The organism is Sphingomonas sp. SRS2, assembly GCF_000971055.1.
In the GTDB taxonomy this organism is placed as follows: Bacteria; Pseudomonadota; Alphaproteobacteria; order Sphingomonadales; family Sphingomonadaceae; genus Rhizorhabdus.
Genome location: NZ_LARW01000052.1, coordinates 11,751 through 29,374, shown reverse-complemented (window position 1 = coordinate 29,374; position 17,624 = coordinate 11,751). Strand labels below are relative to the sequence as shown.

At 65.9% G+C, this 17,624-nt stretch carries 22 protein-coding genes; 8 read left to right on the top strand and 14 right to left on the bottom strand.

Translation table 11 applies throughout. From position 1 onward, the window contains the following. Nucleotide 1: 1 nt before the first annotated feature. From fahA to hppD, 3 genes are read right to left on the bottom strand one after another with little or no spacing between them, the layout of a single operon-like run. Nucleotides 2-1,279 (bottom strand): fumarylacetoacetase, encoded by a 1,278-nt coding sequence (fahA, locus tag WP12_RS03695; RefSeq protein ID WP_046192415.1) that lies wholly within the window; start codon nucleotides 1,277-1,279, stop codon nucleotides 2-4. After that, nucleotides 1,276-2,556: a homogentisate 1,2-dioxygenase gene (hmgA, locus tag WP12_RS03690; protein ID WP_046192414.1), complete on the bottom strand. Its 1,281-nt coding sequence runs from the start codon at nucleotides 2,554-2,556 to the stop codon at nucleotides 1,276-1,278. Before hmgA ends, fahA begins: the two co-directional genes overlap by 4 nt. Next, nucleotides 2,556-3,632 (bottom strand): 4-hydroxyphenylpyruvate dioxygenase, encoded by a 1,077-nt coding sequence (gene hppD / locus WP12_RS03685; protein WP_046192413.1) that lies wholly within the window; start codon nucleotides 3,630-3,632, stop codon nucleotides 2,556-2,558. The genes hmgA and hppD overlap by 1 nt, the downstream gene beginning before the upstream one ends. 74 nt (nucleotides 3,633-3,706) lie before the next feature. Here hppD and WP12_RS03680 point away from each other — a divergent pair, with 74 nt between their 5' ends. Continuing rightward, entirely contained in the window at nucleotides 3,707-4,162 is a 456-nt protein-coding gene (locus WP12_RS03680) for a MarR family winged helix-turn-helix transcriptional regulator (RefSeq protein ID WP_046192412.1), read from the top strand. On the opposite strand, the gene WP12_RS03675 is transcribed toward WP12_RS03680, so the two are convergent. Next, nucleotides 4,159-4,737, bottom strand: a complete 579-nt coding sequence (locus WP12_RS03675; RefSeq protein ID WP_235398941.1) for a TetR/AcrR family transcriptional regulator — start codon at nucleotides 4,735-4,737, stop codon at nucleotides 4,159-4,161. The genes WP12_RS03680 and WP12_RS03675 overlap by 4 nt on opposite strands. Before the next feature lie 67 nt (nucleotides 4,738-4,804). Between WP12_RS03675 and WP12_RS26410 the strand changes: the two genes are divergently transcribed. Together WP12_RS26410 and WP12_RS25470 are read left to right on the top strand one after the other, a co-directional pair. Then, nucleotides 4,805-5,203 (top strand): helix-turn-helix domain-containing protein, encoded by a 399-nt coding sequence (locus WP12_RS26410; RefSeq protein ID WP_443027850.1) that lies wholly within the window; start codon nucleotides 4,805-4,807, stop codon nucleotides 5,201-5,203. Next, the gene (locus WP12_RS25470) at nucleotides 5,125-5,319 is read left to right on the top strand and encodes a hypothetical protein (protein ID WP_046192410.1); all 195 of its coding nucleotides are present in this window, start codon (nucleotides 5,125-5,127) and stop codon (nucleotides 5,317-5,319) included. The genes WP12_RS26410 and WP12_RS25470 overlap by 79 nt, the downstream gene beginning before the upstream one ends. Nucleotides 5,320-5,325: 6 nt before the next feature. On the opposite strand, the gene WP12_RS03660 is transcribed toward WP12_RS25470, so the two are convergent. From WP12_RS03660 to WP12_RS03640, 5 genes are read right to left on the bottom strand one after another with little or no spacing between them, the layout of a single operon-like run. Beyond that, nucleotides 5,326-6,645 (bottom strand): anthranilate synthase component I family protein, encoded by a 1,320-nt coding sequence (locus tag WP12_RS03660; protein WP_046192436.1) that lies wholly within the window; start codon nucleotides 6,643-6,645, stop codon nucleotides 5,326-5,328. Further along, on the bottom strand, nucleotides 6,642-7,655 hold the full coding sequence (locus WP12_RS03655) for a nucleotidyltransferase domain-containing protein (protein ID WP_046192409.1): 1,014 nt from the start codon (nucleotides 7,653-7,655) through the stop codon (nucleotides 6,642-6,644). Before WP12_RS03655 ends, WP12_RS03660 begins: the two co-directional genes overlap by 4 nt. Beyond that, a complete protein-coding gene (locus WP12_RS03650; RefSeq protein WP_084690944.1) occupies nucleotides 7,652-8,518 on the bottom strand; it encodes an HprK-related kinase A in 867 nt (288 codons plus the stop codon). The genes WP12_RS03655 and WP12_RS03650 overlap by 4 nt, the downstream gene beginning before the upstream one ends. Continuing rightward, nucleotides 8,518-8,799, bottom strand: coding sequence for an HPr-rel-A system PqqD family peptide chaperone (locus WP12_RS03645; protein ID WP_046192407.1), 282 nt, complete (start codon nucleotides 8,797-8,799; stop codon nucleotides 8,518-8,520). Before WP12_RS03645 ends, WP12_RS03650 begins: the two co-directional genes overlap by 1 nt. 11 nt (nucleotides 8,800-8,810) lie before the next feature. Then, nucleotides 8,811-9,248, bottom strand: coding sequence for a hypothetical protein (locus WP12_RS03640; RefSeq protein WP_052730191.1), 438 nt, complete (start codon nucleotides 9,246-9,248; stop codon nucleotides 8,811-8,813). Nucleotides 9,249-9,395: 147 nt separating this feature from the next. Between WP12_RS03640 and WP12_RS03635 the strand changes: the two genes are divergently transcribed. The 4 genes from WP12_RS03635 (at nucleotide 9,396) to WP12_RS03620 (ending at nucleotide 13,252) form a co-directional block, all read left to right on the top strand. Next, entirely contained in the window at nucleotides 9,396-10,637 is a 1,242-nt protein-coding gene (locus WP12_RS03635) for a sensor histidine kinase (RefSeq protein ID WP_046192406.1), read from the top strand. Between the two features lie 72 nt (nucleotides 10,638-10,709). Beyond that, nucleotides 10,710-11,411, top strand: a complete 702-nt coding sequence (gene phoU / locus WP12_RS03630; protein ID WP_046192405.1) for a phosphate signaling complex protein PhoU — start codon at nucleotides 10,710-10,712, stop codon at nucleotides 11,409-11,411. Continuing rightward, a complete protein-coding gene (phoB, locus tag WP12_RS03625) occupies nucleotides 11,411-12,109 on the top strand; it encodes a phosphate regulon transcriptional regulator PhoB (RefSeq protein WP_046192404.1) in 699 nt (232 codons plus the stop codon). The genes phoU and phoB overlap by 1 nt, the downstream gene beginning before the upstream one ends. A 69-nt stretch (nucleotides 12,110-12,178) precedes the next feature. Beyond that, entirely contained in the window at nucleotides 12,179-13,252 is a 1,074-nt protein-coding gene (locus tag WP12_RS03620) for a hypothetical protein (RefSeq protein WP_046192434.1), read from the top strand. A 37-nt stretch (nucleotides 13,253-13,289) separates the two neighbouring features. On the opposite strand, the gene WP12_RS03615 is transcribed toward WP12_RS03620, so the two are convergent. The 4 genes from WP12_RS03615 to WP12_RS03600 all read right to left on the bottom strand — a co-directional run bounded on the left by WP12_RS03615 (nucleotide 13,290) and on the right by WP12_RS03600 (nucleotide 15,780). Further along, nucleotides 13,290-13,625: a DUF2794 domain-containing protein gene (locus tag WP12_RS03615; RefSeq protein WP_046192403.1), complete on the bottom strand. Its 336-nt coding sequence runs from the start codon at nucleotides 13,623-13,625 to the stop codon at nucleotides 13,290-13,292. Continuing rightward, nucleotides 13,625-14,356 (bottom strand): serine O-acetyltransferase EpsC, encoded by a 732-nt coding sequence (gene epsC / locus WP12_RS03610; RefSeq protein ID WP_046192402.1) that lies wholly within the window; start codon nucleotides 14,354-14,356, stop codon nucleotides 13,625-13,627. Before epsC ends, WP12_RS03615 begins: the two co-directional genes overlap by 1 nt. A gap of 242 nt (nucleotides 14,357-14,598) precedes the next feature. Next, nucleotides 14,599-15,120 carry a carboxymuconolactone decarboxylase family protein gene (locus WP12_RS03605; RefSeq protein WP_046192401.1) on the bottom strand — a complete coding sequence of 174 codons (522 nt, stop codon included), beginning with the start codon at nucleotides 15,118-15,120 and terminating at the stop codon, nucleotides 14,599-14,601. 114 nt (nucleotides 15,121-15,234) lie between these two features. Continuing rightward, nucleotides 15,235-15,780, bottom strand: coding sequence for a peroxiredoxin (locus WP12_RS03600; protein ID WP_046192400.1), 546 nt, complete (start codon nucleotides 15,778-15,780; stop codon nucleotides 15,235-15,237). Nucleotides 15,781-15,886: 106 nt separating this feature from the next. On the opposite strand from WP12_RS03600, the gene WP12_RS03595 reads away from it, so the two are divergent. Next, a complete protein-coding gene (locus WP12_RS03595; RefSeq protein WP_046192399.1) occupies nucleotides 15,887-16,786 on the top strand; it encodes a hydrogen peroxide-inducible genes activator in 900 nt (299 codons plus the stop codon). A 97-nt stretch (nucleotides 16,787-16,883) separates the two neighbouring features. Here the strand turns inward: WP12_RS03595 and WP12_RS03590 are convergent, their stop codons facing one another. Then, the gene (locus WP12_RS03590; RefSeq protein ID WP_046192398.1) at nucleotides 16,884-17,624 is read right to left on the bottom strand and encodes a metallophosphoesterase family protein; all 741 of its coding nucleotides are present in this window, start codon (nucleotides 17,622-17,624) and stop codon (nucleotides 16,884-16,886) included.

Here is a 17,624-nt window from a genome sequence, read left to right as displayed (position 1 = left end):
TCTATCGCGCCGGCAGCACCACCGCGCGGCAGTCGCCGAAGCCGATCGGGGCATAGCCTTCGGCGCGCGCTTGCGCCCGCAGGATCACCTCGTCGCCATCGGACAGGAAGCTGCGCTCCTCGCCGCCCGGCAGTTTCACCGGTTGGCTGCCGCCGCGCGATAGCTCCATCAGGCTGCCGAAGCCGTCTTCGGTCGGGGCCGATATGGTGCCGGTGCCGAGCAGGTCGCCGGGGTGAAGGTTGCAGCCGTTCGAACTGTGGTGCGTGACCATCTGCGCGACGGTCCAGTACATGTTCGCCGCAGGGCCCTGGCTCAGGCGGTGGGGCGTCATTCCCGCCGCGCGCATCTTCGCGGTCAACAGATGGACTTCGAGATCGATTGCCAGCGCGCCGCCTCGTTGATCGGCCTCGTCCCACAGATAGTCGAGCGGGCGCGGGTCGCCTTCGGGCCGGGGGGGCTGCGCGGTGCGAAAGGGCGCGAGCGCCTCGGCCGCCACCACCCAGGGCGAGATCGTCGAATGGAAATTCTTGGCGAGGAAAGGGCCGAGCGGTTGATATTCCCACGCCTGGAAGTCGCGCGCCGACCAGTCGTTGAGCAGGCAGAAGCCGGCGATATGATCGGCGGCCTCGTCGATCGGGATCGGCTCGCCAAGATCATTGCCCCGGCCGATCCACACCGCCAGCTCCAACTCATAGTCGAGCCGGGCCGAGGGTCCGAACAGCGGTGCGTCGGCTTCGGGCGGCTTGCGCTGCCCCTTGGGGCGAATCAGCGGCACGCCCGAGGGGCGGATCGACGAGGCGCGGCCATGATAGCCGATCGGGACATATTTATAATTGGGCAGCAGTGGATTGTCGGGCCGGAACTGGCGGCCGATATTGTTGGCGTGATGGATGCCGACATAGAAGTCGGTATAGTCGCCGATCGCAGCCGGCAGGTGCATCGTCACCGCCGCGATGTCGTGAAGATGCGCGGCGAGCGCGGCGCTGTGATGACCGGCCGACAGCAATTCGGACAGCTTGCGGCGCAGTGCCGTTCGTCGTTCCGGGGCGATCGCGAACAGCGCATTGAGCGTGCTCCCCGTCACCTCGACCGGCAGCAGCCCGCTGATCGCGGACAGGTCGAGCAGCTTGTCGCCGATCGCGACGGCCGGACGCGGCGTGTCGCCACCCACCGAGAAGATGCCATAAGGCAGGTTCTGGATCGGGAAGTCGGCGTGGCCATCGGCGCCGGGTACCCAGCTGGTCAGCGCCGGATCATGGGTGTCGTCGATCATCGTCATTTCGGCAACTCCGCCTTGGTGAAGCCGGTCCAGACATCGTCATAGTCGAGCTGCATCAGCGGGGTTTCGAGCGCGAAGCGGGTGGGGCGCAACACGCTGCGGCTTTCGAACATGAACGCCATCGTCTTATCAATCCTGTGCGGCTTCAGCTCGGCGGCAATCGCGGCGTCATAGCTCGCCTGATCGGGGCCATGGCCGGACATCTGATTGTGAAGCGATCCGCCGCCCGGCGCGAAGCCGCCTGCCTTGGCGTCGTAGCTGCCTTCGATCAGCCCCATATATTCGCTCATCACATTGCGGTGGAACCAGGGCGGACGAAAGGTCCCCTCGGCCACTATCCAGCGCGGCGGAAATATTACGAAGTCGCAATTGGCGGTGCCGGGCATATCGCCGGGTGAGGTGAGCACCGTGAAGATCGACGGGTCCGGATGGTCGAAGCTGACCGTGTTCACCGTGTTGAACCGGCGGAGATCGTAACGGCTGGGCGCGAGATTGCCGTGCCAGGCGACGACGTCGAACGGCGAATGATCGAGCGTCGTCGTCCATAATGTCCCCTGGAATTTCTGGATCAGCTCAGTGGGTGCGTCGACATCCTCGAACCATGCGGCCGGCGTCTCGAAATCGCGGACATTGGCGAGGCCGTTCGCGCCGATCGGGCCGAGATCGGGCAGGCGGAAGGCCGGCCCGTAATTTTCGCAGACATAGCCGCTGGCCGCGCCATCGGGCAGATCGACCCGGAACCGCACGCCGCGCGGGATCAGTGCGATCTGGAGCGGCTCGATCTCGATCAAACCCAGTTCGGTGACGATGCGCAGCCGCCCCTGCTGCGGCACGATCAGCAATTCGCCATCGGCATTGTAGAAGGCGCGACGCTCCATCGATCGGTTCGCCGCATAGAGATGCACACCGGCGCCGACATTGCCGGCGATGCTGATCAGGCCATCGATGAAGTCGGTGGGCTCGCCGGGCAGTGGCAGCGGGTCCCAGCGCAGGCGATTGGGCGTTGGCGGCGCTTCATCGAAGGGGGCCGAGCGAAGCAGTGACGCCGCCGCATAGGGCCTGAACGGTGGATGGTTCGCCGCCGGGCGTATGCGGTAGAGCCAGCTCCGTCGGTTCTCGGCGCGCGGGGCGGTGAAGGCGGTCCCCGAAAGCTGCTCGGCATAGAGGCCGAACGGCACGCGCTGGGGCGAATTGCGCCCGACCGGCAACGCGCCCGCGACCGCTTCGGTCGAGACGTGATTGCCGAAGCCGGGGAAGTAGCGCGGGCCGTCGGACATTAATCCACCTTAACGACACCGCGGCGAATCTGGTCCTGCTCGATCGACTCGAACAGCGCCTTGAAATTGCCCTCGCCGAAACCTTCATTGCCCTTGCGCTGAATGATCTCGAAGAAGATCGGGCCGACCATATTCTCGGTGAAGATCTGGAGGAGCAGGCCGCCGCCGGTTTCCGGTGCGCCATCGATCAGGATGCCGCGCTTGCGCATCTCCTCGATATCATGGCCGTGGCCGGGCAGGCGCTGGTCGATGCCGTCGAAATAAGTGTCGGGCGAAGTCTGGAAACGGACGCCGTTGGCGCGGAGCCGGTCGACCGTCGCGAAGATGTCGTCGGTGGCCAGCGCCAGATGCTGGATGCCTTCGCCCTTATATTCGCGCAGGAACTCCTCGATCTGGCTGTGTTCGTCCTGGCTTTCGTTGAGCGGGATGCGAATCTTGTCGTCGGGCCCGGTCATCGCCTTGCTGACCAGCGCGGTCGCCTGCCCCTCGATGTCGAAATACCGGATTTCGCGAAAGTTGAAGATGCGCTCGTAGAACTCGGCCCAATGATTCATCCGCCCGCGATGGACATTGTGGGTCAGGTGATCGAGCGTGTGGAGGCCCGCCGAATTCTGATCCTTCGTCGCGCCGGGCACCGGACGGAAATCGACGTCGTAGATTTCCTGCGCGCCATAGCGATCGACCAGGTAGAGGTTCGATCCGCCGATCCCCTCGATCGCGGGGATGTTGAGCTCCATCGGGCCGACCGGTCCCTCGACCTTCTTCGCGCCGCGCTTGACCGCCTTCTCCAGCGCCTTGGCGGCGTCATGGACGCGGAAAGCCATCGCGTTGGCCGATGGCCCGTGCGCGGCGCGGAAATCGGCGGCCTGGCCGCCGGCGTCCATGTTGAGGATGAAGTTCATGTCGCCCTGCTGATAGCGGCGGACATTCTTCGACCGGTGATCGCCGAGATGGGTGAAGCCCATCGTCTCGAACAGCGCGGCGAGCGCCTGGGGGTCGGGGCCGGTGAACTCGACGAATTCGAAGCCGTCGAGCCCCAGCGGATTGTGATGCGGTTCGAGATTCGGGTCGGTCATGGCTGCCTCGCATATAGTATCATTTGACACCAATAGATGTTTGCCCGGAGTCGTGTCAAATGTTACCAACGCGCATGGCGGCCAAGAGTCTCATCCTCGACGATTTCATACCCTATCGCCTGTCGGTGACGTCCAACGTCGTCAGCGACGTGATCGCGAGCGCCTATGAGGCGTTGTTCGGGCTATCGATCCCCGAATGGCGGGTCATTGCCGTGGTCGCCGAAAATGACGGCGTCACCCAGCAGGAAATCTGCGCGAAGACGCGGATGGACAAAGTCACGGTCAGCCGGGCGACGATCGCGCTGGTCGACCGGGGACTGATCGTGCGGACGCCCAACCGCGCCGATCGCCGCTCGCGGCTTTTGACGCTGACCAAGGCGGGACAGAAGCTCTATGCGGACGTCGCGCCCAAGGCGATCGAGTTCGAGGGGCGCATATTCAACCATTTCCCGGTCGAGGAGCTCGATCGTTTCATCAGCATGCTACGCGCCATCGAGGCGCGCGCGCTGGCGGTCGGCGACGGCGGTTAGACCTCGATCTTTGCGCCGAGATGCGCGTCGACCAATGCGTCGCTCGTCGCGACCATCGCCATGCAGGGGCCCTGGCTGCCGAAGATATGATGCGCCGCCATGCCGCCCTCGATGATCAGGAGCAGACCATCGGCCAACTCCTCGGGGCGAGCGATGTCCAGCTGACGGGTGATGTTGACGATCGTCGCTCGCAGATCGGCCTTGCAATTCTCCAGCACCGTACGGCCGGGATGGCCGGGTTCGGGAATCTCGACCGCGGTATTGCTCATCGCGCAGCCGCGGAAATCGGGCGCGGCGACCTTGCTGGCGAAATGGCGGACCACGGCGCGGATTTGCGCGCGGGGATCTTCCCCGACCTTTTCCAGCGTGGCCTGGAGCGCGACCCGGCTCTCGCGGCCGCTCTCCTCAAGGCATGCGGCGATCAGATCGTCCTTGGATGCGAAGGCGCGGTACAGGCTGGGCTTGGTGACGCCCGCCTTGCAGACGATCTCATCGACGCCGACCGCCCTGATGCCGCGATGATAGAAGAGGTCACGCGCGGCTTCGAACACGCGCGTCGCGGCAGTCTTCTTCACGCCGTCGCCATCACAGCAGGAGGCGGCTTTCAGTACACGCACAGGCGGTCCCATCCTTGACAACTTCATGTTATGTAACAGATCGGTACGCCGTATTCAATATAGGTTATGCACAGCCCTTGGACATGCCGCGATTGACGCTCCACTGTATTATAATATCAATACAGAGATGGGCCAGGACCATGTCTCGATCAGGCGGAACCACAAGGATCTCACCCATCGGCGCATTATCGATGCCGCCGTCGCGATGTTGCGCGAGAGTGCGGCCGATCTGTTGACCATGGGCCGGGTGGCTGTCCGGGCCGGCGTCACCGAGCGGACCGTCTCTCGCCATTTCAGCACAGGCGACGCCCTGATTCGGGCGAGCTGGCGTCGTTGCAAAGCCAGATGCTCCAATCGGTACGCGCGGCCTTGCCCGCACTTGACGACCATGCCGCCCGGCGGCGTGCCGCGGCAGTGCAACTGATGCGTAACGCACATGGCCGGTCGATGCTGCATGAACTGGGCCTCGACAATGTCGCGGCCGGCGAGGCGGCATCGGAGGCGGTGGCGATCCTGCTGGGCCTGCAGTCCGCCGATTAGCTTTTATCAGCCGCCCAGCACCGGATCGACCTTGGCGCGCAACTCGGCATATTCGGCGGCCGGGTCGCTGTCGGCGACGATGCCGCCGCCGGCGCGGGCGATCAGGCGGGTGGCGGTGACGGCGAGCGAGCGGATCACGATCATGCTGTCCATCGCCCCATCGCCGCCCAGGGCGAAGACGATGCCGAAGAAGGGACCGCGGGCCGATTCCTCGATCTCGTCGATGATCTCGACAGCGCGGCGCTTGGGTGCGCCGGTGATCGATCCGCCGGGGAAGGTGGCCGCCAGCAGGTCTATGGCGTCCTGCCCCTCGCGCAGCCGGGCATGGATCGCGGAGACGAGGTGCCACACCGATGCGAAACGCTCCAGCTTTGCGACCTGCGATACGGTGACGCTGCCTTCCTCGGCGACTTGCGACAGATCGTTGCGCAGCAGGTCGCAGATCATCAGATTTTCGGCCCGGTCCTTGGCTGATGCGGCGAGCCGCTCGCCATTGCGGCGGTCCTCTTGTGGGTCGGCGGCGCGCGGCGCGGTGCCCTTGATCGGCCGCGTCTCGACATGGCCATCGGCATCGCACCGCACGAAGCGTTCGGGCGATGCGCTGAGGAGTGCGCAGCCCTCTCCGAGGTCGAGATAGGCGGCGAACGGCGCGGGGGTGCGCGTGCGCAGCGCCAGATAGGCCGCGGCGGGCGAGAAGCCCGCTGGCCGCGCCGCGACGAAGCGGGTGCTGATATTGGCCTGATAGATATCGCCCGCCCGCAGATAGCCGAGCACCGCCTCGATCATCGCCTCGTGGCGTGCCGGGCTGGTCTCCTCGGTCCAGTGCGGGGCCGCATCGCCGGCGGGGGCCGGCGCCGATTGCGCCAGCAACCGGTCCAGCCGGCTATCGGCGTCCATCCCGTCGCGCGGCCGGGCGAAGCCCCAGGCGCGCCGTGCTTCATGGTCGAACCCGATGACGAGATCATAGCGGCGGACGATGAGCGCCGGCAGTTCGGGATCGGCGGGATGCCGGCTGCCGACGCCCGTCGCGCTCGGCCCCAGATCATAGGACAGCAATCCGATCAGCCCGCCCGTGAATGGCAGCGGGCCCACCGCATTCGACGCGACATGCAGATGCCGCAGCACGGCGAGCGCCTCGGCCATCGAGCCCGCCGCAAGCCGGACCTCCGCCGCCGGATCGACCGCGATATAGGATGCGGTGGAGCGCGGGTCGCCGGTCGCGGCGCTGTCGAGAAAGGCGATACCAGGCGCCCCGGCCAGCCGGGCGAAGATTTCCGCCGGTTCGGTCCAGGGCAGTTCGCGGACGAGCAGCGTGTCTTCGCTCATTTCGAGCGCGCCTTGGTCCACAGATGGCGGGCGAGCATCAGCGGCGGCATCCGCATCGCATGCGATCGGATGTAGAAGCCCAGCCGGTTGACCGGGCGGATCGAACGCCCCCAGCCATCGCGGGCGAGCAGCCGGCGGATGAACAGTGCGTCGCGCATCCGGTCGTGCCCCGCCAGCCGGGGTTCGACCGGGGTGGCGAAGACGCGGTCGGCGAGACGCAGCGCCAGCGCGACCGGCTCGCGCATCTCGTGCAGGTCCGCGCGGACCTGCAGCTTCGTCCAGAATTCGGGAGAGGCCGCGAACAGCCGCAGCAGCCGGTCAATATCCCACAGGTTGCGCAGCCCGCCGGCGAGGTCGCCGTCGGCGAGGAGATGCGTAACCGCGTGGACGATCATGTCGGCCGGGCTCAGAATGCGCAGGCCGGGCGCGATCCCGATGCTGTCGGCGATCAGCGCGGCGGCATCGGGCGTACGACGCGCGGTGAGCGGCAATATGGTATGATGGACGTCGATCATGCTGCCGCGCTCGCTGTGCACCAGCGGCGGTAGTTCGTGCATCCAGCGGCGATAATAGGCTTGGTCATAGGTGTCGGTTTTGACCCACTCGAAGCCGGTGCCTAACAGCACCGCCTCGACGTCATCGAGCCGGTCGCGCGGCACCAATATGTCGAGATCGCCGACCAGCCGGCCGACTCCGGCGGGCAGCCCGGCAAAGGCGAAGGCGCTCCCCTTGAGAAGAATAGGTTCGATGCCGATCGGCGTCAGCGCGCGGCGCGCCATTTCGACCTCCCACAGCGCCTGGGTGCGGCCGAATACCGCCTGGGCGCGTGCATCCTCCAACGCGCGCGCGATCGGTTCGGGCAGCGGCAGGTCCGCAAGTCGATAGGCAAGGCTGCCGTCGAGCCGCTCGGCGCGCGCGATGGCGAGCAGACCGGTCCATTCATCGGACGTGAAGCGAAGCACCGAGACCGGATCGGCCAGCGCCACGGCAAGCGGCCGTGCGTCCCTCATATCCCGACTTCCGCGCAGAATTGCTCGACAATCGCAATAGCGGTCGCGCTGTCGGGATAGGCGAAGCGCGCGGCGGGAATGGCGTCGGCGATCCGCGTCATCATCCCGAAGCCGGCTTGGCCCAGCGCCACATAGTTGGTCGACCCCTCGGTCAGCCGCGCGAACAGCTCGGAGCGGCTGACCCCGTCGCTCGCGGGCTCGAAGCCATAGGAGGGAAACAGGATCAACGCGGGCCGCGCCGGCTCGTCCATCCGCGCGATGGACTCCGCATTGGGGCGGAGATGGCGCAGCTCGCCCTTGGGCGTGCCGGCGAGGTGCGGGCCGAAGCGCTCTGGATCGGCGATGTGGCTTTCCATCTCGGCGATCGCGCTGTTCTTCAGGCTGATCGCGCGGGGAAAGGGCAGCACCATGCCATCGGCCAGGTCGATCATCACGAATTCGTCGGACATCAGCCGCCAGCCCGATTCGCCGAGCAGCGCCGCCAGCGTCGACTTTCCCGATCCTGACTCGCCGGGCATGATCAGTACCTTGCCGCCGCGCTCGACCGCCGAAGCGTGGAGCAGCAGATGACGGCGCTCGCCCAGCGCGACCTGCATATTCATCGCCATCTCGGCCGCCAGCAAGGCATGGCGCAGCGCCATCGGTACGGTGTCGGGCAGGCTGTGATCGCCGCCGATCGCGACCTGGGGGCGGATCCAGCGCCGCCAGGGGCGGGGCGCATCGATCCGCGCCGTGACCGTCGCAAAGCCGCCCTCGGGTGGGGGGTAGCCGGCATAGAGACGGCGCAGAGCGGCGATCGGCGCCCGCCAGGCCGATCCGACCCGATAGGATATCGGGCCGACTCGCAGGGAAAAGCTGTGCATCAGCCGGCCTGGACCAGGCCCGTGGCGATAAGCTCCGCGAGTCGCGCCTCGACCACCGCCAGCGCCTCCGCGTCATGCGGCATTTCCAGCCGGGTGCACAGGCTGACGGACAGTTCGGCGGCGCTCATTGGTGTCTCGCCGAGCAGGGCGAGCATCTCAGGCACCGGGCTGTCGAGGAAATGGGTCATGCCGGATGGACGATGGAAGATCAGCGTCATCCCGTCGATCGCGTGCGTCCGGCATTGATTGGGAAAGTCTGTGCGGTAAATTTGCGAGCTCACGACAGGGCCGCCTACTGACGGCTGGGGCTCTGCAGCGAAGCATAGCAGGTATAGCCCTGCTTCCCCATCGTCAGCTTCTTGATGTAATTATTATAGGCGCTGGTTTTCTGCGAATTATAGCCCGGATAGTTGGTGCCATATTTCAGCGAGTTCTTGACATCCTCGCCCTTCAGGGGCGCGGTGGGCGGGGCGAAGCTGTTGCCCGTATTAGGGTTCACGACATCGCCGTTATTCTTGATCCACTTATTGGGCTGGGTGCTCTGCGGCACCGGGATCGAACAGGTGAGCGCCGAGGTCGCCGCCTGGGCGATGCCGGGGCGAACCGTCACCACCGCCGCCGCGCCGAGCGCCCCGATCCGCAGCATGCTGCGCCGCGTGCGGAGCGCGTCCTCACCCTCCGGGAAAACCTCTGACGGAAGCTGTTCCGGCTGGTCGCCTGTTTCACGCATAATCACCCCCACACTCGCCCTTGGGCTCCGCCATAATATCGTCAATCGTCCGCCGAAGCGAGGGGCAGAATGCGGCTGCTCCGCTGGCGCGTGACGCATCGGCTTTTATGTCCGAAAGATTTCACAATATGGTTATAAGGGAGACGGATGAAGCATGATTTCATGCCATTGCAGGGTCAGGATGCCGGGATGAGCGACCGGCGGCTTCCACGCGCGCTGATCGCCTTTGCGCTGGTGGGTGGGACCGCATGGGCGCTGGCCGCGCCGATATCCGCCGCGCTGTCCGCAGGCGTGATCGCCGCCGTGCTGATCGGTCTGTTGACCACGTTCGCCGAGGAACCGGCCGTCATGTTGCCCGCCCCGGCTATCGATGTGCCCGATCGCACCGGCGAGCTGATCGACGCGGTCGACGACGCGCTGCTGATCATCGACGGGCAGCGGATCACCCATGCCAATGCCGCCGCGCGTAAGCTGTTCGGCGCGGAGAAGATCGAAGGTGATTTCCGGCTGGCGTTGCGCCACCCGATCGCCGCCGACCTGATCGCCTCCGAAGAGGAAACGGGCGCCCCGGTGGAGATTGCCGGCCTCGGCGATCCCGACCGGCGCTGGGTGATGAGCGTCCGGCGGATCGAGGGTGGGGCGCGGCTGGTGACGCTGCGCGACCGCACCGACAGTTGGGTGGCCGAGCGAATGCGTGTCGATTTCGTCGCCAATGCCAGCCATGAGCTGCGCACTCCGCTGGCGACTATCCTGGGTTTCATCGAGACGCTGAACGAGGGCGGCGCGGGCGAAGACCCCGTGACGCGCGCCCGCTTCCTCGGCATCATGATGGGCGAAGCCAAGCGGATGCAGCAGCTGGTCGACGACCTGATCTCGCTGTCCCGGATCGAGGCGGACCGCTTCGCGGTGCCGCAGGCGCAGCTCGCGCTCGGGCCGGTGATCGAGGAAGTCGTCGGCGTCATCCGCTCGGGCATGGAGAAGGACGGCGGCCGCATCCAGGTCGAGGCGGTGAAGGTGCCGCCGATCCGTGCCGATCGAATCCAGATCGGGCAGTTGCTCCACAATCTGATCGGCAACGCCATGAAATATGGCCGTCCCGACACCCCGATCCGGGTGGTGCTCAAGCCGGTGGGCAACAAGGTTCTTTTGCGCGTTGTCGACCAGGGCGAGGGCGTCGCCCCCGAACATCTGCCGCGCCTCACGGAACGCTTCTACCGGGTCGATCCGGGCCGCAGCCGCTCGGTCGGAGGGACCGGACTCGGCCTTGCGATCGTCAAGCATATCGCCGAACGGCATCGCGCGGTGCTCGATATCGCGTCGCGGCTGGGCGAAGGGACGGCAGTGACTGTCACATTTCCGGCAGCCGAAGCCGATCCACTGTCATCATAGTGCAACATCCACCTCACATAGGCGGCGTCATATCGGCGCCGGCTTCATCCGAGGCCGAAGGAAAGCGAGACCATGGCAACGGGACATACGGTTAAGGCGTTCGACGAGGATCTGGGCCAGCTCAGGGCCTTGATCTCCGAAATGGGCGGCCGCGCCGAGGCCGCCATCACCGGGGCGATCGAGGCGCTGGTCAACCGCGACGTTGATTCGGCGGCCAGGATCGTCGAGGGCGATCGCAAGATCGACGAGCTCGAAACCGAGATCGAGCGGCAGGTGGTCCGGCTGATCGCGTTGCGCGCGCCGATGGCCGATGATCTGCGCGAAGTGCTCGCCGCTCTGAAGATCGCCGGCGTGGTGGAGCGGATGGGTGATTATGCCAAGAACATCGCCAAGCGCACCGCGGTGCTGCAGGACGCGCGGGGCATGGAAGCGCTGTCGGTGCTGCCGGCCATGGGCAAGGTCGCGACCGAGATGGTCCGCAACGTCCTCGACGCCTTCGTGTTGCGCGACGCCGACGCGGCGGTCGCGGTTTGCGCGCGCGACAAGGCCGTGGACGATTTCTACAACAGCCTGTTCCGCACGCTGCTGACCCACATGATGGAAAACCCGCAGAACATCACCGCGTCGACCCATCTGCTGTTCATCGCCAAGAATATCGAGCGCATCGGCGATCATGCGACTAATGTCGCTGAGATGGTCTATTTCGCCGCCACCGGCCGCCAGATGGCGGAGCGCGCCAAGGGAGAGGATCCCCTGACGAGTGGTGACGCCTGATGGCGCGTGCCAAGGTCCTTCTCGTAGAGGACGATGCGGCGCTGGCCGAGTTGGTGAGCTGGCATCTTGAGCGTGAGGATTTCGAGGTCGAGCGTACCGGCGATGGCGAAGAGGCCATCCTGCTGGCGCGCGAGACCCCGCCAGACCTCGTCCTGCTCGACTGGATGATCGAGGGCGTTTCCGGGATTGAAGTGTGCCGTCGCCTGCGCCGCATGCCCGACACCGCGAACGTGCCGATCATCATGCTGACCGCGCGCGGCGAGGAAGAGGACCGCGTGCGCGGTCTCGAAACCGGCGCCGACGATTATGTCACCAAGCCTTTTTCCCCCCGCGAGCTGCTCGCGCGGGTTGGTGCGGTGCTACGCCGGGTGCGCCCGGGCCTTGCTGGCGAGCGGCTGGCCTATGCCGATATCGAGATGGACACCGCGAGCCACCGCGTCCGTCGCGGCGGCAGCCCCGTCACGCTGGGGCCGACCGAGTTTCGGCTGCTCAAGCATTTCCTCGAACATCCCGGCCGCGTCTTCTCGCGTGAGCGGCTGCTCGATTCGGTCTGGGGCCGCGACAGCGATATCGAACCGCGCACGGTCGACGTCCACATTCGCCGGCTGCGCAAGGCCATCAACCTCGCCGACGCGCCCGACGTGATCCGTACCGTACGCTCGGCGGGTTATGCGCTCGATAGCGAAGGCGCATTGTAAACGAACATCAACTGTATTGTACCGATAACACAGTTGTGATAGTTTCTCCCCGAATGATGGGAGATGTCCGTGTATAGCGAGAGCGATATCGATGGCGCGGTCGAGGCCGGCGCCCTGAGCGCGGAGGCGGCGGCATCGTTCCGCGGCCATGTCGCCACGGTCCGCGCCGTGCCCGCGGTCGACGAGGAAAGCTTCCGGCTGCTGACCGGCTTCAACGACATCTTCGTATCGATCGCGGCGGTGCTGATGCTCGTCGCGGTGGGCTGGCTCGGCAACGGCGTCCGCTTCCTGGCGACCGAGCACGGACCCGCGCCGGTCTCCGGCTTCGCGGTCGCCGCCGCCGCCTGGGGCCTGGCCGAATATTTCACACGCGAGCGGCGCATGGCGTTGCCCAGCATATTGCTGCTGCTGGCCTTTGCCGCAGGGCTGTTCGGCGGGTTTGGCGCTCTGTTTGCGGTGCTGTTCAACGCCACCGAAACCGAATTGGGCGAAGGCCGGGTGGTCGCGTTCACCCTCGCGCTGGCGGCGGCGCTGACCGCGGGCGGCGTATGGCTGCATTGGCGGCGCTTCCGGGTGCCCATCACCGTGGCGGCGGGCGCCGCGACCGTAGCGGGGCTTTCGCTGTCGTTGGTCGTGGCGGCGATACCGTCGCTCAGCGATCATCTCCTGCCGCTCCTGCTGATCGCGGGGGTTGGGGTTTTCGCGCTGGCGATGTGGTGGGACATGAGTGACCGGACGCGCACCACGCGCCGTTCGGACGTGGCCTTCTGGCTGCATCTGCTCGCCGCGCCGATGCTGGTCCATCCGATCTTCGCGATGATGGGCATGCTTGAAGGTACAGCGGCCCCCGCGCAGGCGTCGATCGTGATCTTGCTCTATATCGCGCTGGGGGTCGTCGCGCTGGCGATCGACCGCCGCGCGCTGATGGTCTCGGCGCTGGTCTATGTCCTCTTCGCGCTGTCGAGCCTGATCGAATCGAGCGGCGTGGTCGACCTGTCCTTCGGACTCACCGCGCTGATCATCGGCTCGGCGCTGCTCCTGCTCTCGGCCTTCTGGACCGTGGCGCGGCGCTTCGTGGTCGGTTATCTGCCCGGCGACGTGGCCGGGCGGCTGCCGGTGGTCGATCGGGTGGCGCTGGCGTAGCCGGGTCGTCGCTCCGGCCTTCGCCGGGGCGACGTGACTATTCGTCCACCAGCTTCATCAGCCGGCGTTCGAGCGGGGCCAGCACCGGGCCGAGTTCGGCCCCACGCTTGAGAACAGCGCCGCCTTCGCCGATCAGCGCCCACATGCCCTGCCGATTGCGCAGTGCAGGGCGTTTCTCGATCCGGTATTCGGGCCGCTCGGCGGTGCGGCGGAAGGCGGCGAAGGAGGCGGCGTCGCGGTCAAAGTCGATCGCATAGTCGCGCCACAGCCCGGCGGCGACCATCCGTCCATAGAGATCGAGGATGCGGGTCAGTTCGAGGCGATCGAAGCCGATCTGCAGCGGCTTGCCGGGGAAAGGTGCGACCGTCCCCATCAGGCCGATTCGCGGTCCTCTGCTATCTTACCGCCGGCAACATTCTTGGCAGGGATCTTGGCAAGTGCGGCATCGCGCTCGTCGATCAGCGAGCCGATCCGTCCGCGCAGCGTTTCCAGTTCGCAGCGCAGGATTTCCAGCTGCTGGGTCTGCGGGTCGAAGCGCTCGCTGCACGGCGTGCCATAGGGGACGAAGCCGCGCTGATATTCCTTGGCGTCGACCAGCATCGGCTTGGCCGGGATGCCGACCACGACCTGGCCTTCGGCGACATCGCGGGTCACGACGGCGTTCGCGCCGACCCGCGCCCGCGCACCGACTGTGATAGGGCCGAGGATCGCCGCGCCCAGGCTGATGATGGCACCGTCGCCGATCGTCGGGTGGCGCTTGCCCCCCTGGCCACTGGTGGGGTTGGTGCCGCCCAGTGTCGCGCCTTGGTAGATCGTCACGTCATGGCCGATCACCGCGGTTTCGCCGATCACGACAAAGCCATGATCGATGAAGAAGTTGCGGCCTATCAGCGCGCCCGGATGGATATCGATCGCGGTGATCATCCGCGAGAAATGGTTGATGAAGCGCGCGAGGAAATAAAGTTCGGCCTGGAACAGCCAGTGCGCGATGCGATGCAGCCCTATGGCCAGCACGCCCGGATAGAGCAAAATCTCCCAGCGGGACCGCGGCGCGGGATCGCGCGCCTTGATCGAGTCGAGATAGGAAATCAGTCCGTCGAGCATCGGTCTTCCTTCTGGGCCCACTCCAGCGCGAATGCGCAATATAGTGCCGCAGTTCAGTCCTGCAAAGATGTTCCTGAGCGGTACGTGATAAGGAGAGCTTGTTAAGCGCCTGTTTTAGCGCTGGACGATGCCCTGCGCGGCGGCATCGGCCCAACTCCCATCCACCTCCCGCCGGCGCAAACCTGCTGGGAGATCGGACGGGGGCGTGGGCCGGTTCCGCCGTTCGGGCCGCAGCCCGGACGTTAAACAGCCGTCGCGTGGACCGTCGCGGCGGCCTTGATCACAGCGCCGACGCGGGCGGCCGACTGGATGATGTCGGTGCCGATATTGTGCTGACGCAGCACTTTTTCATGGCTGTCGATGCACAGGCCGCAGCCGTTCATCGCCGACACAGCGAGGCTGAACAGTTCGAAATCGACCTTTTCGATGCCCGGCGAGCCGATGACGTTCATCCGCAGCTTGGCCGGCATCTGGCCATATTCCTTGTTCGAGGACAGGTGGACGAAGCGATAATAGACATTGTTCATCGCCATCACCGCGGCGGCGGCGCGGGCGGCGTTCGCGGCTTCCTCGCTCAGATGCGGGACGCATTCGGCCTCGGCTGCGTCGACGATCGGCTTGTAGCCGCTGCCATGGGCACAGGACAGCAGCAGGCCATATTTACGCTGGTCACCCAGTGTCTGGTCGCCGAGTAGCGAGCCGAGGTTGAGGCGGATGTCCTTGGCGTAGTCCGGCAGCGCGTCGGAGAATTCCTTGAGCGACATGAGAGGGTTCCAGTTCATTGGTCGGGAAAGAAAAAGGGCGCGGAGGTCAGAGATCTCCGCGCCCATATCGCCGGGCCGCGAGGAGCGGCCCGGCTGGCTACCTGAAAAGGGGAATCAGGCAGCGGGCTTGAGGACTTCTTCGCCAGCCTTCCAGTTGCACGGGCACAGCTCGTCGGTCTGCAGCGCGTCGAGCACGCGGATCGCCTCGGCCGGGTTGCGGCCCTGGTTGAGGCCATTGACCGTGACGTGCTGGATCACATTGTGCGGATCGACGATATAGGTCGCGCGATAAGCGACGCCGGCCTCGGCATCGACGATGCCCAGTGCGTTGGCGAGCTTCTTCTGGTTGTCGGCGATCCACGGGAAATCGCAATTGGCAAGGCGCTCATCGGCCTTGCGCCATGCGAAGTGGACGAAATCGGTATCGGTCGACGCGCCGATCAGCACCGCGTCACGATCGGCGAAATCCTTCTGCAGCTCGCCATAGCCGATGATCTCGGTCGGGCAGATGAAAGTGAAATCCTTCGGCCAGAAGAACACGACCTTCCACTTGCCCTGCGTATCGCCGGTGTCGATCGTCTCGCCACCCGGGAGCGCGGCTACGCCCTGCTGAACGGGAAGAACGAATTCGGGGAACTTGTCGCCAACGGTAAGGGCCATGGTGTGTCTCCTTTGAGATGCGGGAATCTGGAACGCTGTTATTGGCAGGCTGGATATAAGTGTTCTAATTGATTATTCCATCGGTAATGATCGATTGAGGCGATGAATGGCGACCTATCTCCCGACGCTGAAGCAACTGCAATACCTGGTGGCGCTGAAGGATCACGGCCATTTCGGACGGGCCGCCGAAGCCTGTTTCGTCACCCAATCCACGCTGTCCGCGGGCCTGCGCGAGCTTGAGTCGCTGATCGGCATCACCCTGGTCGAGCGAACCCGCCGGGTCGTCCGCTTCACCCCGCTCGGCCTGCGCATCGCCGAGAAGGCGCAGCGGGTGCTGCGCGAGGCGGAGGAATTGGGCGATCTCGCCCGTGCGGCGGGCAAGCCGCTGTCGGGCGATCTGCGCATGGGGGTCATCCCGACGATCGCGCCTTTCCTGCTGCCGCGCATATTGCCCAAGCTGCGGGCGGCCTGGCCCGATCTCAAGCTCTATCTGCGCGAGGAGACGACCAGCGCGGCATGCGACTCGCTTCATCGCGGCCATCTCGACTGCGTGCTGCTCGCGCTGCCCTATCATTGCGGCGATATCGAATCGGTCGATCTGTTCCTCGACAAGCTGTTCATCGCTTTCCCGGAGGGCGAGATGGAGGGTCCCGCGCGTGGTATTTCCGCCAATGACATCGATGAATCACGGCTGTTGCTGCTCGAGGACGGCCATTGTCTGAAGGACCATGTCCTCGCCGCCTGCAACCGGCCCGAGCTACGCGCCGAGGCGGCAATGCTCGGCACATCGCTGCATACGCTGGTGCAGATGGTCGACAATGGGCTTGGAGTGACGCTGCTCCCGGCGATGGCGCTCGACGCGGGCATCCTCGACAACACCCATGTCGTCGCCAGACCGCTCGACGCCGATCATCCCGCCCGCCGCATCGCGCTCGCCTGGCGCAAAGGCTCGCCGCGCGAAAAGGAGTTCAAGCTGCTGGCGGATGCGCTGCGGGAGGCGGAATAGCGGGCCGGAAACGTCGTCCCGGCGGAGGCCGGGCCGCCAGAGGCTCCTGCGGCGACGGTATCGCATCCACTATGGCCGCCGGGGCGACGGCTGCTTTCTAGCCCATCCGTCCCGTCCGCAGCGCCACCGCCCAATCGGGCCGGCCGCGTTCCTCGGACAGCTGCGCGGCGCTCTCCCAGTCATAGTCGATCGCGATCAGCTCGGCGGTCCAGCGGCCCTCCACGCCGCGCTCGGCGATCACATAGCGGGCATGCGGGCTGCCCGCCTGCATGACATGCGGCCAGGGGCGATCATCCTCATAAGCGGGCAGGCCGACCGATCCCGGATTGACGATCAGCCCGCCGCCCGCGCGGATATGGGCGCGCGGTACATGGGTATGGCCGCACAGGATCAACGCCGCGGTTTCGCCGCCGCTGCGTGCCTCGATCTCCCCGGGCGTGGCGGCGCGGCTACCGGTTTCTTCGACATGGTCGAGATAATAATCGAGGTCGCTCGCCGGGGTGCCGTGACACAACAGCACGTCGGGTGCGATCCGCATGTCGATCGGCAGCGCCGCCAGCCAGGCGCGATGTCCATCCGACAGGCGCTGCGCGGCAAAGGCGTCGGATGCACCCATCTTCCCGGGTGGCAGGGTAAGCAACTGCCGTTCGTGATTGCCCCGGATCGTCGGCAGGTCGAGCGCGATCAGCCGGTCGGCGGTCTCTGCCGGCTGGAGCGGCCCCGACAGGATGTCGCCGAGATTGACCGTCAGATCGACGCCGCGCGCCGCGATATCGGCCAATACCGCGTCGAGCGCGGCGAGATTGCCGTGGATGTCGGAGATCGCCGCGATCCGCAT

What these genes read in the sequence shown, in the direction of transcription:
- epsC (WP_046192402.1), bottom strand. Translation starts at nt 14,356, where the DNA reads ATGCTCGACGGACTGATTTCCTATCTCGACTCGATCAAGGCGCGCGAT.
- WP12_RS03590 (WP_046192398.1), bottom strand. Translation starts at nt 17,624, where the DNA reads ATGCGGATCGCGGCGATCTCCGACATCCACGGCAATCTCGCCGCGCTC.
- WP12_RS03660 (WP_046192436.1), bottom strand. Translation starts at nt 6,645, where the DNA reads ATGAGCGAAGACACGCTGCTCGTCCGCGAACTGCCCTGGACCGAACCG.
- fahA (WP_046192415.1), bottom strand. Translation starts at nt 1,279, where the DNA reads ATGACGATGATCGACGACACCCATGATCCGGCGCTGACCAGCTGGGTA.
- WP12_RS26410 (WP_443027850.1), top strand. Translation starts at nt 4,805, where the DNA reads ATGTTATGTAACAGATCGGTACGCCGTATTCAATATAGGTTATGCACA.
- phoU (WP_046192405.1), top strand. Translation starts at nt 10,710, where the DNA reads ATGGCAACGGGACATACGGTTAAGGCGTTCGACGAGGATCTGGGCCAG.
- WP12_RS03650 (WP_084690944.1), bottom strand. Translation starts at nt 8,518, where the DNA reads ATGCACAGCTTTTCCCTGCGAGTCGGCCCGATATCCTATCGGGTCGGA.
- WP12_RS03635 (WP_046192406.1), top strand. Translation starts at nt 9,396, where the DNA reads ATGAAGCATGATTTCATGCCATTGCAGGGTCAGGATGCCGGGATGAGC.
- WP12_RS03595 (WP_046192399.1), top strand. Translation starts at nt 15,887, where the DNA reads ATGGCGACCTATCTCCCGACGCTGAAGCAACTGCAATACCTGGTGGCG.
- WP12_RS03600 (WP_046192400.1), bottom strand. Translation starts at nt 15,780, where the DNA reads ATGGCCCTTACCGTTGGCGACAAGTTCCCCGAATTCGTTCTTCCCGTT.
- hmgA (WP_046192414.1), bottom strand. Translation starts at nt 2,556, where the DNA reads ATGTCCGACGGCCCGCGCTACTTCCCCGGCTTCGGCAATCACGTCTCG.
- WP12_RS03680 (WP_046192412.1), top strand. Translation starts at nt 3,707, where the DNA reads ATGGCGGCCAAGAGTCTCATCCTCGACGATTTCATACCCTATCGCCTG.
- WP12_RS03655 (WP_046192409.1), bottom strand. Translation starts at nt 7,655, where the DNA reads ATGAGGGACGCACGGCCGCTTGCCGTGGCGCTGGCCGATCCGGTCTCG.
- phoB (WP_046192404.1), top strand. Translation starts at nt 11,411, where the DNA reads ATGGCGCGTGCCAAGGTCCTTCTCGTAGAGGACGATGCGGCGCTGGCC.
- WP12_RS03615 (WP_046192403.1), bottom strand. Translation starts at nt 13,625, where the DNA reads ATGGGGACGGTCGCACCTTTCCCCGGCAAGCCGCTGCAGATCGGCTTC.
- WP12_RS25470 (WP_046192410.1), top strand. Translation starts at nt 5,125, where the DNA reads ATGCTCCAATCGGTACGCGCGGCCTTGCCCGCACTTGACGACCATGCC.
- WP12_RS03605 (WP_046192401.1), bottom strand. Translation starts at nt 15,120, where the DNA reads ATGTCGCTCAAGGAATTCTCCGACGCGCTGCCGGACTACGCCAAGGAC.
- hppD (WP_046192413.1), bottom strand. Translation starts at nt 3,632, where the DNA reads ATGACCGACCCGAATCTCGAACCGCATCACAATCCGCTGGGGCTCGAC.
- WP12_RS03640 (WP_052730191.1), bottom strand. Translation starts at nt 9,248, where the DNA reads ATGCGTGAAACAGGCGACCAGCCGGAACAGCTTCCGTCAGAGGTTTTC.